The sequence below is a fragment of the Sphingosinicella xenopeptidilytica genome, from assembly GCF_042676985.1.
Taxonomy (GTDB): Bacteria; Pseudomonadota; Alphaproteobacteria; order Sphingomonadales; family Sphingomonadaceae; genus Sphingosinicella; species Sphingosinicella xenopeptidilytica.
The window spans coordinates 246,332-260,996 of the sequence record NZ_JBHTIK010000005.1 but is presented as its reverse complement, the minus strand read 5'-3'; the positions used below and the strand labels follow the sequence as shown (position 1 = coordinate 260,996).

The 14,665-nt window shown below is 66.7% G+C and carries 15 protein-coding genes; 12 read left to right on the top strand and 3 right to left on the bottom strand.

What is annotated here, in order from left to right; translation table 11 throughout:
- The first annotated feature begins 10 nt into the window (after positions 1-10).
- From crcB to ACFQ00_RS09295, 5 genes are read left to right on the top strand one after another with little or no spacing between them, the layout of a single operon-like run.
- Positions 11-376: a fluoride efflux transporter CrcB gene (gene crcB / locus ACFQ00_RS09315; RefSeq protein ID WP_381489392.1), complete on the top strand. Its 366-nt coding sequence runs from the start codon at positions 11-13 to the stop codon at positions 374-376.
- Positions 373-1,491: an RluA family pseudouridine synthase gene (locus ACFQ00_RS09310; protein WP_381489389.1), complete on the top strand. Its 1,119-nt coding sequence runs from the start codon at positions 373-375 to the stop codon at positions 1,489-1,491. Before crcB ends, ACFQ00_RS09310 begins: the two co-directional genes overlap by 4 nt.
- Entirely contained in the window at positions 1,488-2,153 is a 666-nt protein-coding gene (locus tag ACFQ00_RS09305; protein WP_381489386.1) for an HAD-IA family hydrolase, read from the top strand. The genes ACFQ00_RS09310 and ACFQ00_RS09305 overlap by 4 nt, the downstream gene beginning before the upstream one ends.
- Positions 2,150-2,371: a hypothetical protein gene (locus tag ACFQ00_RS09300; protein WP_381489383.1), complete on the top strand. Its 222-nt coding sequence runs from the start codon at positions 2,150-2,152 to the stop codon at positions 2,369-2,371. Before ACFQ00_RS09305 ends, ACFQ00_RS09300 begins: the two co-directional genes overlap by 4 nt.
- Entirely contained in the window at positions 2,368-3,090 is a 723-nt protein-coding gene (locus ACFQ00_RS09295; protein ID WP_381489380.1) for an ATP12 family chaperone protein, read from the top strand. Before ACFQ00_RS09300 ends, ACFQ00_RS09295 begins: the two co-directional genes overlap by 4 nt.
- On the opposite strand, the gene ACFQ00_RS09290 is transcribed toward ACFQ00_RS09295, so the two are convergent.
- Positions 3,044-3,598, bottom strand: coding sequence for a hypothetical protein (locus ACFQ00_RS09290; protein ID WP_381489377.1), 555 nt, complete (start codon positions 3,596-3,598; stop codon positions 3,044-3,046). The two genes, ACFQ00_RS09295 and ACFQ00_RS09290, sit on opposite strands and share 47 nt — an antisense overlap.
- Positions 3,599-3,745: 147 nt before the next feature.
- Here ACFQ00_RS09290 and ACFQ00_RS09285 point away from each other — a divergent pair, with 147 nt between their 5' ends.
- The 7 genes from ACFQ00_RS09285 to ACFQ00_RS09255 are packed head-to-tail and all read left to right on the top strand — an operon-like array spanning position 3,746 to position 12,409.
- The gene (locus tag ACFQ00_RS09285; protein ID WP_381489374.1) at positions 3,746-5,278 is read left to right on the top strand and encodes an acyl-CoA carboxylase subunit beta; all 1,533 of its coding nucleotides are present in this window, start codon (positions 3,746-3,748) and stop codon (positions 5,276-5,278) included.
- Positions 5,279-5,291: 13 nt separating this feature from the next.
- Positions 5,292-6,317 (top strand): biotin synthase BioB, encoded by a 1,026-nt coding sequence (gene bioB, locus ACFQ00_RS09280; protein WP_381489370.1) that lies wholly within the window; start codon positions 5,292-5,294, stop codon positions 6,315-6,317.
- Between the two features lie 43 nt (positions 6,318-6,360).
- Positions 6,361-6,996 (top strand): GNAT family N-acetyltransferase, encoded by a 636-nt coding sequence (locus tag ACFQ00_RS09275; RefSeq protein WP_381489366.1) that lies wholly within the window; start codon positions 6,361-6,363, stop codon positions 6,994-6,996.
- Complete coding sequence (locus tag ACFQ00_RS09270; RefSeq protein ID WP_381489363.1) at positions 6,993-8,168, top strand: hypothetical protein; 1,176 nt, start codon at positions 6,993-6,995, stop codon at positions 8,166-8,168. The genes ACFQ00_RS09275 and ACFQ00_RS09270 overlap by 4 nt, the downstream gene beginning before the upstream one ends.
- Complete coding sequence (locus ACFQ00_RS09265; RefSeq protein WP_381489361.1) at positions 8,165-9,253, top strand: sugar-transfer associated ATP-grasp domain-containing protein; 1,089 nt, start codon at positions 8,165-8,167, stop codon at positions 9,251-9,253. Before ACFQ00_RS09270 ends, ACFQ00_RS09265 begins: the two co-directional genes overlap by 4 nt.
- A 1-nt stretch (position 9,254) precedes the next feature.
- Positions 9,255-10,331: a sugar-transfer associated ATP-grasp domain-containing protein gene (locus tag ACFQ00_RS09260; RefSeq protein ID WP_381489358.1), complete on the top strand. Its 1,077-nt coding sequence runs from the start codon at positions 9,255-9,257 to the stop codon at positions 10,329-10,331.
- Positions 10,332-10,390: 59 nt separating this feature from the next.
- Complete coding sequence (locus ACFQ00_RS09255) at positions 10,391-12,409, top strand: acetyl-CoA carboxylase biotin carboxylase subunit (protein ID WP_381489355.1); 2,019 nt, start codon at positions 10,391-10,393, stop codon at positions 12,407-12,409.
- A 15-nt stretch (positions 12,410-12,424) separates the two neighbouring features.
- On the opposite strand, the gene ACFQ00_RS09250 is transcribed toward ACFQ00_RS09255, so the two are convergent.
- Together ACFQ00_RS09250 and gmk are read right to left on the bottom strand one after the other, a co-directional pair.
- Positions 12,425-13,909 carry a Do family serine endopeptidase gene (locus ACFQ00_RS09250; protein WP_381489352.1) on the bottom strand — a complete coding sequence of 495 codons (1,485 nt, stop codon included), beginning with the start codon at positions 13,907-13,909 and terminating at the stop codon, positions 12,425-12,427.
- A 76-nt stretch (positions 13,910-13,985) separates the two neighbouring features.
- On the bottom strand, positions 13,986-14,645 hold the full coding sequence (gene gmk / locus ACFQ00_RS09245) for a guanylate kinase (protein ID WP_381489350.1): 660 nt from the start codon (positions 14,643-14,645) through the stop codon (positions 13,986-13,988).
- Between the last annotated feature and the right edge of the window lie 20 nt (positions 14,646-14,665).

Here is a 14,665-nt window from a genome sequence, read left to right as displayed (position 1 = left end):
GACACCGCCGATGACCGGACATTTTCTCCTCGTGGGTGCGGGCGGCGCCGTGGGCGCGATGCTGCGGCACGGCGTCGGCTTGGCCTCGCTGCGCCTCTTTGGCCCGAACTTCCCGTGGGGCACGCTGATCGTGAACGTGGTCGGCGGGCTGCTGATGGGGCTGCTTGTCGGCATCTTCGCGGCACGGGGCGGCAGCGAGCCGCTGCGGCTGTTGCTGGGCGTCGGCGTGCTCGGCGGATTCACCACCTTCTCGGCCTTCTCGCTCGACGTGGTGACGCTTGCCGGACGCGGCGCGATGCTGACGGCGGCCGGATACACGCTGCTCTCTGTGGTAGCCTCGATCGCCGCGCTCTATCTCGGCAAGGCTCTCGTATGAGTGAGGACGGCGTTCGCCAATTCACCGTCGGCGAGGACGACGACGGCATCCGGCTCGACCGCTGGTTCAAGCGGCATCTGCCCGACACCAGCTTCACCACCGTTGCCAAGTGGGCGCGCACCGGCCAGCTGCGGCTGGACGGCAAGCGCGCGCAGCCCGGCGACCGCATCGAAACCGGCCAGAGCATCCGGGTGCCCCCGGCCGAGGTGGCGGCGCCGACGATCATGTCCGTGAAGAAGCCGGAACGCCGGATGCTGACGGACGACCAGATCGAGTTCGCACAGAGCCTCGTCATTTACCGCGACGAGTATGCGATCGTGATCAACAAGCCCGCGGGCCTCGCCACGCAGGGCGGCACGAAGATGACCGAGCATGTCGACGGTCTGCTCGATGCGCTGATGTTCGATCGCACCGACCGGCCGAAGCTCGTCCACCGGCTCGACAAGGATACGAGCGGCGTGCTCCTCCTCGCGCGGACAGCGCGCGCGGCGGCGCACTTCTCGAAGGCGTTCGCAGGCCGCACCGCGAAGAAGCTCTACTGGGCGATCGTGATGGGCGTGCCCGATATCCGCGATGGGCTTATCGACCTGCCCATCAGCAAGCAGCCGGGCACCGGCGGCGAGAAGATGCATATCGATGAGGCCGGGGGGCAGCGCGCCGTGACGCGCTATCGCCGCATCGAGCGCGCCGCCAGCCGGGCGGCATGGCTGGAGATGCAGCCGCTCACCGGCCGCACGCACCAGCTTCGCGTTCATGCCGCCGCGATCGGCCATCCCATCGTCGGCGATGCGAAATACGGCGGCAAGGAAGCGTTCCTTTCGGGCAGCGTTTCGCGCAAGCTGCACCTGCACGCACGGCGGCTGGTGATCGAGCTTCCGGGCGGCAAGGTGCTCGACATCAAGGCCGATCCCGCGCCGCACTTCGCCGAAAGCCTCGCCACCATCGGCTTCGATGCCTCGATCGGCGACCTGCCGCTCGAAGAGGAACTCGTCGATCCGGGCGCCGAAGAGCGGAAGGCCCGGCACAAGGCGCGCGACGCCCGACGCGAACGCCGCGATACGCACCGCAGCCGCCGGGGCAGCGGACGCGTCGCGCCGAAACGGGGCAAGAAATGACTGTGCGCCTCGCGATCTTCGATTGCGACGGCACGCTCGTCGACAGCCAGGCGAACATCATCGACTGCATGGCGGATACGTTCGCGAAACACCGCCTCGATGCGCCGGACCGGCACGCCGTGCGCCGCGTCGTCGGCCTGTCGCTCGCCGAGGCGATGGCCGCGCTGCTGCCGGAGGCGGAAGCGGATTTCCACGAACGGCTCGCGGAGGACTACAAGCTCGCCTTTCAGGGACGACGCGCGAACGGCGGGCTTGCCGCCGAGCCGCTCTATCCGGGCGTTCGTGATGGGCTCATTCAGCTTGAACGCGCGGGCTGGCTGCTCGGCGTCGCCACGGGCAAATCCGATCGGGGCCTCGCGCTGACGCTGATGCACCACGAGATTCACGGCCGTTTCGTCACGCTGCAGACGGCGGACCGGCACCCTTCGAAGCCGCACCCGTCGATGATCCAGACGGCGATGGCGGAAACCGGCGCCCGGCGGGAAGATACGGTGATGATCGGCGACACCGTGTTTGACATGGAAATGGCGGTTGCGGCGCGTACGCACGCGATCGGCGTCGATTGGGGCTATCACGAGCCGGAGGAACTCACCGCCGCGGGCGCGCGCCACGTCGCCGCCGATTTCGGCGCGCTGATCGCCGAGCTGGAGCGGCAGGCGTGAGCGATCTTGCAAAGCGGCGCTGGGTGTTTCTGAACGTGCTGCGCATCGGCGGCCTCGGCATCATGGCGTTCGGACTCTACCTCTGGCGCAAGGGCATCGGGGGCATACCGGACGAACTCCTCGGCAAGATCCTGTTCCTGTTCGGCCTGTTCGAGGCGCTGATCCTGCCCGCGGTGCTGCGCCGGGCGTGGCGCAGCAAGGATACAGGCGGCAAGTGAAGCGGTTCTACACGGCGGTCGCCGCCGTTCCCGAAGACGGCGCGTGGCGGATCACGCTCGACGGGCGGCCGGTGCGGACACCGAAGCGCGCGCCTCTCTCTCTGCCGACCGCCGCGCTCGCCGCCGCTGTCGCGGAGGAGTGGGATGCGCAGGGCGAGAGCATCGCCCCCGCGACGATGCCGATGACCGGCCTTGCCAACGCCGCGATCGATCATGTGCTGCCGGGCGCGCAGGCGTTCGCGGCGGGTCTTGCGGCCTATGCGGAATCCGACCTTGTCTGCTACCGCGCTGATGCGCCCGCCGACCTCACGGCGCGGCAGGCGGAAGCGTGGGATCCGTTCGTCAACTTCGCGCGCACGCGCTACGATGCCGCGCTGCGCGTTACCGACGGCATCGCTCATATCGCGCAGGATGCGGCGGCAGTGCAGCGCCTTGCCGCCGCGCTTCAGGGCATGGACGCTTACAGGCTCGCGGCGATGCAGCCGCTCGTCACCATCGCGGGCTCGCTCGTCATCGCGCTGGCGCTCGCCGAGGGCGAGGTCGATCCGGAAACGGCGTTTGCCGCGGGGCATCTCGACGAGCTGTATCAGGCTGAAAAATGGGGCGACGATGCCGAAGCGACGGCCGCGCGCACCGCGCGCCGCGCAGCGTTCGACGCCGCCGCCCGCTTTCTCAGCCTGCTGGATGCGACTTCGGCAGGAACCACTTCGCGAGGATGAACCCCGCGACGATGAGCGAAATCACCTCCGCCACCGCCACGTAGAGCGTGAACGGCCAGTCCGCGCCGAACCAGATCGGCTCGCCCAGACGAACGAAGACGACGACCGCGAGGCTTGCGAGCACCACGACCGCCATGCGTTCGCCGAAGTTCCAGATCTTCGGCGCGACGCGCAGCAGCAGGAGGCCGAGCAGGAAGGCCGAGACCACCATGTGGACAAAGCCCTTCACCATCGCCATCGGGTCCATCATCTCGGACCCCGCCAGGCTCACGCGCAGCATCGCCGTCGGCCCGGCGCGGTGCGCCGCCATCGCTGCCTCGTCCTCGCCCATCGGAATGAAATAGGTGCCGCTCGCGGGCAGCGCCTTCAGCGCTTCCTGCACCGCCACCTGCGTTTCGAAAGGCGCTGTCTTGTAGGCGTTTGAGAACAAAGGCGTACCGAAGAACACAAAGCCGATCAGGAACATTGCAACGGCAGCGACGAAGCTGCCGACGAGCAGTCTGCCCATATCTCCCTCCCCTGGTTCAGGCGGCGCGGGCGGGGCCCCTTGGCCGCCGGGCGCGAACGTAGCACATTTTCGCGCGGGCGTGACATCGCCGCCCCACACGGCTAAGCGCGGTGGCGAATCGATAACGTAAAGCGGGGGAACTTGCCGATGCAGAAGGTGCTTGCCGAACTCGAACGGCGCCGCGCGGCAGCGAAACTGGGCGGGGGCGAGGCGCGCATCGCCGCGCAGCACGCCAAGGGCCGCCTGACGGCCCGCGAGCGGCTCGACATCCTGCTCGATCCCGGCAGCTTCGAAGAGCTCGACATGTACGTCGAGCACAACTGCGTCGATTTCGGCATGGCCGAACAGACGATCCCCGGCGACGGCGTCGTCACCGGATCGGGTACGATCAACGGCCGCCTCGTCTACGTGTTCAGCCAGGACTTCACCGTGTTCGGCGGATCGCTTTCGGAGCGGCACGCGCAGAAGATCTGCAAGGTGATGGACATGGCGATGAAGGTCGGCGCGCCCGTTATCGGCCTCAACGATTCGGGCGGCGCGCGCATCCAGGAGGGCGTCGCGAGCCTCGGCGGCTATGCAGAGGTGTTCCAGCGCAACGTGCTCGCCTCCGGCGTCATCCCGCAGATCAGCCTCATCATGGGGCCGTGCGCGGGCGGCGCGGTCTACAGCCCCGCGATGACCGACTTCATCTTCATGGTGAAGGACTCCTCCTACATGTTCGTCACCGGCCCCGACGTCGTGAAGACCGTGACGAACGAGGTGGTGACGCAGGAGGAACTGGGCGGCGCGGTTACCCATACCTCCAAGTCCGGCGTCGCCGATGTCGCGATGGAAGATGACGTGGACGCGCTGCTGCGCACACGCGCCTTCTTCGACTTCCTGCCGCTCAACAACCGCCAGCCGGCACCGTTCCGTCCCACCGAGGACGACCCCGAGCGCCTGGAGATGAGCCTCGACACGCTGATCCCGGACAGCGCCAACAAGCCCTACGACATGCACGAGCTGATCCGCAAAGTGGCGGACGAAGGCGAGTTCTTCGAGTTGCAGCCGAACCATGCGGGCAACATCATCATCGGCTTCGCGCGCGTCGAGGGCACTACCGTCGGCATCGTCGCCAACCAGCCGATGGTGCTGGCGGGCGTGCTCGACATCAACTCGTCGAAGAAGGCAGGGCGCTTCGTGCGCTTCTGCGATGCCTTCAACATCCCGATCGTGACCTTCGTGGACGTGCCCGGCTTCCTTCCCGGCACCGCGCAGGAGCACAACGGCATCATCAAGCACGGCGCCAAGCTGCTGTTCGCGTACGCCGAGGCGACCGTGCCGAAGATCACCGTGATCACGCGCAAGGCCTATGGCGGCGCCTACGACGTCATGGCCTCCAAGCACCTGCGCGGCGACCTCAACTATGCATGGCCGACCGCCGAGATCGCGGTGATGGGCGCGAAGGGTGCGGTGGAGATCATCTTCCGCAAGGACATCGGCGATCCCGAAAAGATCGCCGAGCGCACGAAGGAATACGAGGCCCGCTTCGCAAACCCGTTCGTCGCTGCCTCCAAGGGCTTCATCGACGAGGTGATCATGCCGCACTCCACGCGGCGGCGCATCGCCATCGGTCTTCGCAAGCTCCGCACCAAGAGCCTCGAAAATCCGTGGAAAAAGCACGATAACATCCCGCTCTAAAAGGGAAGACCACATGAACCTCCACACGCCCATCGCCCGCACGGTCGCATCAACGCCCCGCACCGACTGGACGCGCGACGAAGTCGCCGCCCTTTTCGACCTGCCGTTCGCGGACCTGATGTTCGCGGCGCAGACCGTGCACCGCGCGCAGTTCGATCCGAACGCAGTGCAGCTCTCGACGCTGCTCTCGATCAAGACCGGCGGCTGCCCGGAGGATTGCGGCTATTGCAGCCAGTCCGCGAGCGCCGAAACCGGGCTCAAGGCCGAGAAGCTGATGGATGTGGATGCCGTGCTCAGCGAGGCGCGCGCCGCGAAGGACGCGGGTTCCGGCCGGTTCTGCATGGGCGCGGCGTGGCGCAGCCCCAAGGACCGCGACATGCCCGCGATCGTGGAGATGGTGAAGGGCGTCCGCGCCATGGGCCTCGAAACCTGCATGACGCTCGGGATGCTGACCGCCGACCAGTCGAAGCAACTCGCCGAGGCGGGGCTCGACTATTACAACCACAACATCGACACGAGCCCCGAGAATTACGCCAACGTGATCACCACGCGCACCTTCGAGGATCGTATCGAAACCCTGGAGAACGTGCGCAGCGCGGGCATCAACGTGTGCTCCGGCGGTATCGTCGGCATGGGTGAAACGCGCAGCGACCGTGTGGGCTTCCTGCACGCGCTGGCCACGCTTCCGCATCATCCCGAAAGCGTGCCGATCAATGCGCTCGTGCCGGTGAAGGGCACCGTGCTCGGCGACATGCTCGCGGACACGCCGCTCGCCAAGATCGACGAGATCGAGTTCGTGCGTACCGTCGCCGTCGCGCGCATCCTGATGCCCGAAAGCATGGTGCGGCTCTCCGCGGGCCGTGAAAGCATGTCCGATGCCGCGCAGGCCATGTGCTTCATGGCGGGCGCGAACAGCATCTTCACCGGCGACCGGCTGCTCACCACGCCGAACGCGGGCGACAGCAAGGATGCGGCGCTGTTCGCACGCCTTGGCGTCCACCCGATGGAATTGACCGCGCCCGCGCTTGCAACCGCCTGAAAATTAGCGCATTCGCAACGCGCCCACCGGTAGACAGGCGCGCATGAGCGGCGACGGCATCCTTTCGAAGATAGTCCGGCAACCAGCGGTTGCGCGGTTGTGGAGCGATCATGCGCTGCATCTGTTTGCCGCCGACACGCCCGGTGCCGGCGCGCCTGCCGATCTCGACGTTCGCGTCAACGACATGAGCCATGTCCACCGCTTCGAGCAGACCGTGCCCTGGCAGACGCGCGAGGACTTCGTTTCCGCGGCGGAGCGCCGCCTCGCGGAGGGCAAGACGCTGCTGTTCACGGTTGCCGCCGCCGATGGCCCTCTCCTCGGCTATGGCCTTGCCCATCCGAATTCCGAAGACACGACCTATACGCATGTCGGCCAGCGCGTCCTGTGGCCGGAACGGACAGCGACGCTCTACGGCGGCTATGTGCACCCCATGGCGCGCGGGCATGGCCTTCACGCCGCACTGCAGCTTGCGCGCATCCGCTATCTGATCGCGGACCTTGGTATGCGCTGGGTGGTGAGCGGTGTCGTGAGCACAAACCTTGCTGCCCTCGCGAGCGCCCGGAAATCCGGCGTGCGTCCGGTCGCGCTGCTCCGCACGCGGCGGCGGCTGGGCATGGCGCGCATGACCGCCGAGCGTATCGACCCGACCTTCGACGCCCGCTTCGTGGACGCCGCGTGAAGCCCGCGATCCTCGTCCCCGATGTCCAGACGCGCGCTCAGCTTGCGGCGCTGCGTTCGCTCGGCCGCGCGGGCTACGAGACGCACGCCGCTGCGGCGGACGGGCAGGCGATGGGCCTGCGATCGACCTTCGCGCGGCACACGGCGACGCATCCACGCTATGGCGATCCGGCCTTCTGCAACTGGCTCGCCGCCTATGTGAAGGCGAACGGCATCCGCATGATCGTGCCCTCAGGCGGCCTGCTTTCCGCCGTGCGCGAGCGTTTCGCGGAATTCAGCCCGCTCCTCCCCGTCGCCTCCGATCCCGCGATCGTCTACGCGGGCGGCGACAAGATCGCGGCCTACGACTGCTGGCGCGCGGCCGGGCTGCTCGATCATCATCCGAAAACGCTGGTGGTGCGCGCCGGCGAGGCCCCTGACCTCTCCGACTTTCCACTGCCGATCTACGTGAAGGGCGGACGGGGTGCGGACGGCGAGGTCGTCGGTGTCGGCTTCCACCAGTGCCTGAGCGTGAACGCGGCCGAGGATGCCATCCGCCGGACGCTCGCGGCGGGCTACGAAAGCGTTCTCGTGCAGGGCGGCGTCACCGGGCGGCAGGTGGGCGTCAGCCTGCTGATGGGGCCGGATGGGCCGCTTGCGGGCAACGTCGTCGTCGATTGCCATGCCGAACCGCACAGCAAGGGCACAATGTCGCTGCGCCGCACCGAGTGGCATCAAGACATTTACGATGATGCCGTGCGCCGCCTTTCCGCGCTCGGCTGGATCGGCTGCGCGATGGTGGAATACCGGCGCGACGACGACAGCGGTGATTTTCACGTGATCGAAGTGAACGCACGCTTCTGGCAGTACCTTCACCTCGATCTGCACGCAGGCGTCGATTTCCCCCGCCTCGCCGCCGAATGGTTCCTCGAAGACCGCATTCCGCCGCCGATCCGTCCGAAGCAGGGCGTTGTCTGCCGCGACACGTTTCCAGGCGAATTCGCATGGCTCGCGAACGCGCTGCGGCGCCCCGGCAGCAAGGCGGCTCGGCTCGGCGCATTCGCATGGCGCTTTGTCGATGCCCGCATTCATGCCGATTTAAACTTTCCCGGAGATAGAGCGTTGTACTTCCGCGAGTTCGGACGCTTCGCGGCGAACGAGATTCGTGCGCTGCGCAGGAAAGCGACTTTATGAGCCTCGGGCTGACGCTCGATCAGATCGTGAAATCAGCCCGCCGCGCGAAGGCGCAAACCGGTCGTTCGATCGCCGGGCAGATTCTGGACATGACCCGGCTGCGTTTTGCCCCCGGCCGGATCAGACCCGAGGCCTACTTCAAGTATCGGCTCTACACGCCGGGCCTGCCCATGGAGCACAAGCGGCGCTTCGTTGACGAATGGGCGCGGCCCCGCTTCTACAGCTTCGACGATCGCCGCTTCTATGCGATCGGCACGGACAAGCTGCTGTTCTACACGATGATGCGTGCGTGGAACCTGCCGGCGCCGCGCGTGCTCGCTGTGATCCATCCCTGGCGGACGTTCGCGGGCGCCGAAATGCTGCGCGATGCCGATGCGATCCGGGCTTTTTTCACACAGAGAGGGAATGACCCCTTTTTCATCAAGCGTGTGGACGACATTCGAGGGCGCGGCGCGGCGCTTGTGCGTTCGGTGGACCCGGCGGCGGCCCTCGTGAGCCTCGGCAGCGGAGAGAGTGTCCCGCTCGATGCGTTCGTGGCACGCCACAGCGGCACGCGTGATGGCGGATTCGTCATTCAGGAACTGGCGCGGCCGCATCCCGATGTCGCTGCGGTAATCGGAGACCGGCTCGCCACGGTACGCGTGATGACCTACGCGCATGAAGGCGCGTTCAAGGTGAAGCGCGCGTTGCTGCGTATTCCGGTCGGCGCGTCGATGACCGACAATTTCGCGGGCGGCATTACCGGAAACGCCTACGCGGCGATCGACCCCGAAACCGGCAAGCTGATCACCGCAACACGTGGCACCGGACCGGACCAGCACGCGCTCGAATGTCATCCCGATACGGGCGTACCCTTTGCCCGGCTGACGATGCCGGACTGGGAGAAAGCGATCGCTGACATAAGGCAGGCGGCTTCCTATCTGCCCGGACTGAAGTTCGCCGGTTGGGACCTGGCCTTCACCGATCAGGGGCCGATGCTCATTGAAGTGAACGCCGCGCCCGGCGTTATCTTGCCGCAGCTCTACCTCGAACCACTGATGGATGCCGATACGGATGCGCTCCACGCGCGCGGAAAGGCGGCCTGAGATGGGTATGCGCAACATCGCCGCCACGCTTCGCTATGCGCGCGCAGGGGCTGCCGATGGAGGACTTCCTTTAGCCGCCCAACTGACCGAGATGCTGCAGCTGCGTTTCGGACGCTTTCGACTGCGGCCGCAGGAGTATTATGAGCAGCGGCTCTACCGCCCGGGACTGGCCCATGCTTCGAAGCAGGCCTTTGTTGGCTCCTGGGCCAAAGAGACAGTCTATCACGTGGGCAACCATCGCTGGGACGCGGTTGCCGACGACAAGCTGCTCACATACCAGTTTCTGGACGGGCTTGGCCTTCTCTATCCAAAGCTCGTCGCGATCGGGCACCCTTACCGCACCTATCCCGGCGTACCCACTTTTGGCTCCCCTGAAGCGCTCGGCGCATGGCTGCGCGAGGGCTGCCCATATCCTCTCTTTGCGAAGCCATCCGATCTAGCTCTCGGCATGGGCTGTGCGCTGCTGGAGGGTTACGATCAGGCATCAGACTCGCTCCAGATGTCAGACGGGACCGTGATCTGCGTCGCCGACTATGTCGAAAAGATGTGGTCCCGCTCGGCCGGTCCGCTCATCTTTCAGGAGCTGATTGTCCCGCACGCAGACCTCGTGCGCATCATCGGCCCGCGTGCGGCGACGCTTCGGATCATGGTGCTGCTGCTCCCGGAGGGCCCGCGCGTGCATCGCATCGCCTTCCGTATCCCGGTCGGCCGTAACATGACCGACAACTACCGCAGCGGCAAAAGCGGCAACATGCTCGGCCATGTCGATGCCGCAACGGGCGAGGTGCTTCGCGTGCATTCGGGTGTCGGCGCCGCCCACCGGACGATCGAAACCCACCCCGACACGGGCGCCACCTTCGCCGGCTGGCGGCTGCCGTTCTGGGCAGAAACACTGGACGCGGTGCGCTTCGCCGCGGCGAGTCTCGTGGGCATCCCGGTGCAGGGCTGGGACGTCGCCATCACGCCCGACGGCCCGTCGTTCGTCGAGGTGAACCACCGCGGCGACTTTGACCTTCTGCAACAGGCGGAAGGACGCGGCGTGGCGGACGAAACCTTCCTTAGTCTCCTCAAGGCTTGACGGCGCCGCACTTCACCGCTTGAAGGTCCGCGTCATAGCTTTCGGGGGCGCCGCCTTTCATGTTCAAGAAAATCCTGATCGCGAACCGCGGCGAGATCGCCTGCCGGGTCATCAAGACGGCGCGGCGCATGGGCATCAAGACGGTCGCGGTCTATTCGGATGCGGACGCGGGCGCGCTGCATGTGGAAATGGCGGACGAGGCCGTGCGGCTCGGCCCGCCGCCCGCCGCCGAATCCTACCTGCTTGGCGACGCCATCATTGCCGCCTGCAAGGCGACCGGCGCCGAAGCGGTGCACCCCGGTTACGGCTTCCTGTCCGAGCGCGAGTGGTTCGCGAAGAAGCTCGCTGAAGAGAACATCGCCTTCATCGGCCCGCCCCCGAACGCCATTGCCGCGATGGGCGACAAGATCGAATCGAAGAAGCTTGCCAAGGCCGCAGGCGTCAACGTCGTCCCCGGCTTCGTCGGCGAGATCGAGGACACCGAGCACGCCGTCCGCATCGCGAACGAGATCGGCTATCCGGTGATGATGAAGGCCTCCGCCGGCGGCGGCGGCAAGGGTATGCGCCTCGCCTACTCGGAAAAGGACGTGCGCGAGGGTTTCGAGGCGACGAAGCGTGAGGGGCTGAACAGCTTCGGCGACGACCGCGTGTTCATCGAGAAGTTCATCGTCGAGCCGCGCCACATCGAGATTCAGGTGCTCGGCGACCAGCATGGCAACGTGCTCTACCTCGGCGAGCGCGAATGTTCGATCCAGCGCCGCCACCAGAAGGTGATCGAGGAGGCGCCCTCGCCCTTCGTGACGCCCGAGATGCGGAAGGCGATGGGCGAGCAGGCCGTCGCGCTTTCGAAGGCCGTGGGCTACTATAGCGCGGGTACGGTCGAGCTGATCGTCAGTGGTGCGGATACCACCGGGCAGGGCTTCTACTTCCTGGAGATGAATACCCGCCTGCAGGTGGAGCATCCGGTGACGGAGTGCATCACCGGGCTCGACCTCGTGGAGCAGATGATCCGCGTCGCGGCGGGCGAGAAACTCGCCTTCACGCAGGACGATGTGAAGCTCTCCGGCTGGGCACTCGAAAGCCGTGTCTACGCCGAAGACCCCTACCGCAACTTCCTGCCTTCCATCGGCCGCCTGACGCGCTATGCGCCGCCCGAGGAGACGAGCGGCGAGACGACGGTGCGTGTGGACACCGGTGTCGTCGAGGGCAGCGAGATTTCGATGTTCTACGATCCGATGATCGCCAAGCTCATCACCCACGCACCGACGCGCGAGGAAGCCGCCGACCTTCAGGTCGCGGCGCTCGACCGCTACCGGATCGACGGCATCGGCCACAACATCGACTTCCTTTCCGCCGTGATGCAACACCAGCGCTTCCGCGACGGGCGCCTCACCACCGGCTTCATCGCCGAGGAATATCCGGAGGGCTTCGAAGGCGCGCCCTTCACGGACGGGAAGCGCGACGACCTGATCATCGCCGCTGCGGTCATCAACGCCATCACCGTGCAGCGGGCGCAGTTCATCGAGGGCCAACTCAACGGCCACGGCGCGCAGTTCGGCCCGAACTGGGTGATCGAGATCGACCGCAAGCCGTACGCCGTGCACGCCGAGGAAACGAGCAGCGGCTGGGCCGTGACGCACACGTTCGAAGGCGGCGCGCACACGCACAACGTGGCGACGGAATGGGAGCCGGGCGACCCGGTATTCCTCGCCGACGTCGATGGCCGCGACGTTGCCGTGAAGCTGGCGCTGAAAGCCGTGGGCTACCGCATGACCGTGAAGGGCTCCGCCCACAACGTCCGCGCGCTGACGCCGCGCGCGAGCGCACTCGCCGGGCACATGATCGAGAAGATCCCGCCGGACCTTTCGAAGTTCCTGCTTTGCCCGATGCCGGGCCTTGTCGTTTCGGTCTCGGCCGCGGCGGGCGACACGGTGGAACCGGGTCAGGCGCTCGCGGTCGTCGAGGCGATGAAGATGGAAAACATCCTCCGCGCCGAGAAGACGGCGGTGGTGAAGTCCGTGAACGCCAAGGCGGGCGACAGCCTCGCCGTGGACGCCATCATCATGGAATTCGAATAGGGCTCAGGCCCGACTTCAACCCCGGCACTGCAGCGAGGACGGCGCGCGGAAATAGCATTCGCGCGTGCTTCCGCCGCGGCTCATGCGCAGCGTCATTTCGGCTGCGGCATCGTTCGCCTGCGCCTGCAGCCCCTTCGCACTCGCCACGGCGCGGCCGTTCACCGCTTCGAGGATGTCGCCGGGCTGGACGAGCCCAGAGCGCAGCGCGGGCGCGCGGGGATCGGCGCCGATCACCACCACGCCCGCATCGGGCAACCCGCCGCCAAGCTCGGCCGAAAGCGCCGGCGAGAGATTCGCGACCGTGATGCCTGCGAGGATCGAGCGGCCGGCGAGCAGTGTCGTGTCACGCGCCGGCACCTCGGGCGGCGAGACGAGCTTCAGCGCCACGTTTTCTGCCTTGCCGCCGCGAAGAAGTGTCAGTTTCACGGTCTCGCCCACGGGCTTGCTGGCGACGAGGTAGCGCAGCGTATCGGGATCGGAGGCATCCTTGCCGTCCACGGCGTAGATGATGTCACCCACCCGCACGCCCGCACGCTCGGCGGGCGAGCCCTTCGTCACCTCGTTGATGACGACGCCCATCGGCCGGTCGAGGCCCGAGGCACGCGCGATCTCGCTCGTTACCGGCTGGCCCGCCATGCCGAGCCACGGGCGGGAAATCTTGCCGGTTTTCGCGCCCGCGATGAACTGGCGGACCATATTTGCCGGAATGGCGAAGCCGATGCCGTTCGAACCGCCCGAGCGCGAGTAGATGGCGGTGTTGATGCCGACGAGACGGCCATCCATGCCGATAAGCGCGCCGCCCGAGTTGCCGGGGTTGATGGCCGCATCCGTCTGTACGAAGAACTGGTAGTCGCTGATGCCGACGCCCGTGCGCGCCAGCGCCGAGACGATGCCGTGCGTCACGGTCTGGCCGACGCCGAACGGGTTGCCGATGGCGATGACGACATCGCCGACCTCGGCACGGTCGCTGTCGCCGAGCGGAACCACGGGAAGCGCCGTACCACCCGTCTCCACCTTCAGCAGCGCAAGATCGAGCTGCTTGTCGGTGAACATCAGCTTCGCGGAAAACTCGCGCCGGTCGGCAAGCGCGACCTTGATCTCGTCCGCGCCCTCGACGACGTGGTTGTTGGTGACGATGAGGCCCGTGCCATCGACGATGACACCCGAGCCGAGCGACTGCTCGACGCGCGGCTGCGGCGTCATGCGGCCGCCGCCGAAGAACAGATCCCAGAACGGATCGCGGCGCGTGCGGTTCACGCGGGCCGTGTAGACATTGACGACGGCAGGCACACTCGCCTTCACGAGCGGCGCATAGGACAGCATCAGCTCCGTATTGCTGGTCGGCACGCGGCGCGGCGTTTCCGGGGGCGCTGCCGCGGCGGCAAGCTGCGCCACCTGCTGCGCCGAGGCCTGCGGCTCGATCTGGTCTACGGCCATGGCGAAGCTGGTGCCCGCGATGGCGCCTGCGGCGAGCAGCCAGAGTGATCGGTTCGCTTTCATCGTTCGTCCCGTGATGTTTCCGGCATTCACATAGGTACGCTGCAGGCGGGCGTTAACCCCCTGCAGCCCTGCGCGATCAGCCTTGTTTTCCCACCATCTCGCGGGTGAATTCGGTGAGCCACGCGCCCCTGCGCTGTCGGCGGAGCCGCTCAGCGTGGACGATGGTGTGAATCTGTTCGAAACAATCGTGCATGTCTTCGTTGACGAGTACGTAGTCGTATTCGGGCCAGTGGCTGATTTCCGCAGCAGCGCGCGCCATGCGGCCTTCGATCACCTCTTCGCTGTCCGTACGGCGCGCGCGCAGGCGACGCTCCAGCTCGGCCATCGTCGGCGGCAGCAGGAAAATGGAAACAACGTCGTCGCCCATCGACTGCGCAAGCTGCTGCGTGCCCTGCCAGTCCACATCGAACAGCACGTCGCGGCCCATGCGGAGCGCGGTTTCCACGGCGGCACGTGGCGTACCGTAGCGGTTGCCGAACACGTGCGCCCATTCGAGGAACTCGCCGGCCTCGACCATGCGCGCGAATTGCGCCTCGGTGCGGAAGTGATAGTCGATGCCGTCCACCTCGCCGGGGCGCTTGGCGCGTGTCGTCGCCGACACCGAAACCGCCATCTGCGGCTCCGCCGCCAGCAGCCGCCGCGCCATGGTGGTTTTTCCGGCGCCGGAGGGGGAAGACAGCACGAAAAGGATGCCGCGCCGCTCGATTTTTCCGGCCTTGTCTGTCCGTGCGTCCATGCGCGCCGGACATAAAGCAA

Coding starts and splice junctions, on each gene's coding strand:
- ACFQ00_RS09310 (WP_381489389.1), top strand. CDS start 373: ATGAGTGAGGACGGCGTTCGCCAATTCACCGTCGGCGAGGACGACGAC.
- crcB (WP_381489392.1), top strand. CDS start 11: ATGACCGGACATTTTCTCCTCGTGGGTGCGGGCGGCGCCGTGGGCGCG.
- ACFQ00_RS09265 (WP_381489361.1), top strand. CDS start 8,165: ATGAGCCTCGGGCTGACGCTCGATCAGATCGTGAAATCAGCCCGCCGC.
- gmk (WP_381489350.1), bottom strand. CDS start 14,645: ATGGACGCACGGACAGACAAGGCCGGAAAAATCGAGCGGCGCGGCATC.
- bioB (WP_381489370.1), top strand. CDS start 5,292: ATGAACCTCCACACGCCCATCGCCCGCACGGTCGCATCAACGCCCCGC.
- ACFQ00_RS09290 (WP_381489377.1), bottom strand. CDS start 3,598: ATGGGCAGACTGCTCGTCGGCAGCTTCGTCGCTGCCGTTGCAATGTTC.
- ACFQ00_RS09260 (WP_381489358.1), top strand. CDS start 9,255: ATGGGTATGCGCAACATCGCCGCCACGCTTCGCTATGCGCGCGCAGGG.
- ACFQ00_RS09305 (WP_381489386.1), top strand. CDS start 1,488: ATGACTGTGCGCCTCGCGATCTTCGATTGCGACGGCACGCTCGTCGAC.
- ACFQ00_RS09250 (WP_381489352.1), bottom strand. CDS start 13,909: ATGAAAGCGAACCGATCACTCTGGCTGCTCGCCGCAGGCGCCATCGCG.
- ACFQ00_RS09285 (WP_381489374.1), top strand. CDS start 3,746: ATGCAGAAGGTGCTTGCCGAACTCGAACGGCGCCGCGCGGCAGCGAAA.
- ACFQ00_RS09275 (WP_381489366.1), top strand. CDS start 6,361: ATGAGCGGCGACGGCATCCTTTCGAAGATAGTCCGGCAACCAGCGGTT.
- ACFQ00_RS09255 (WP_381489355.1), top strand. CDS start 10,391: ATGTTCAAGAAAATCCTGATCGCGAACCGCGGCGAGATCGCCTGCCGG.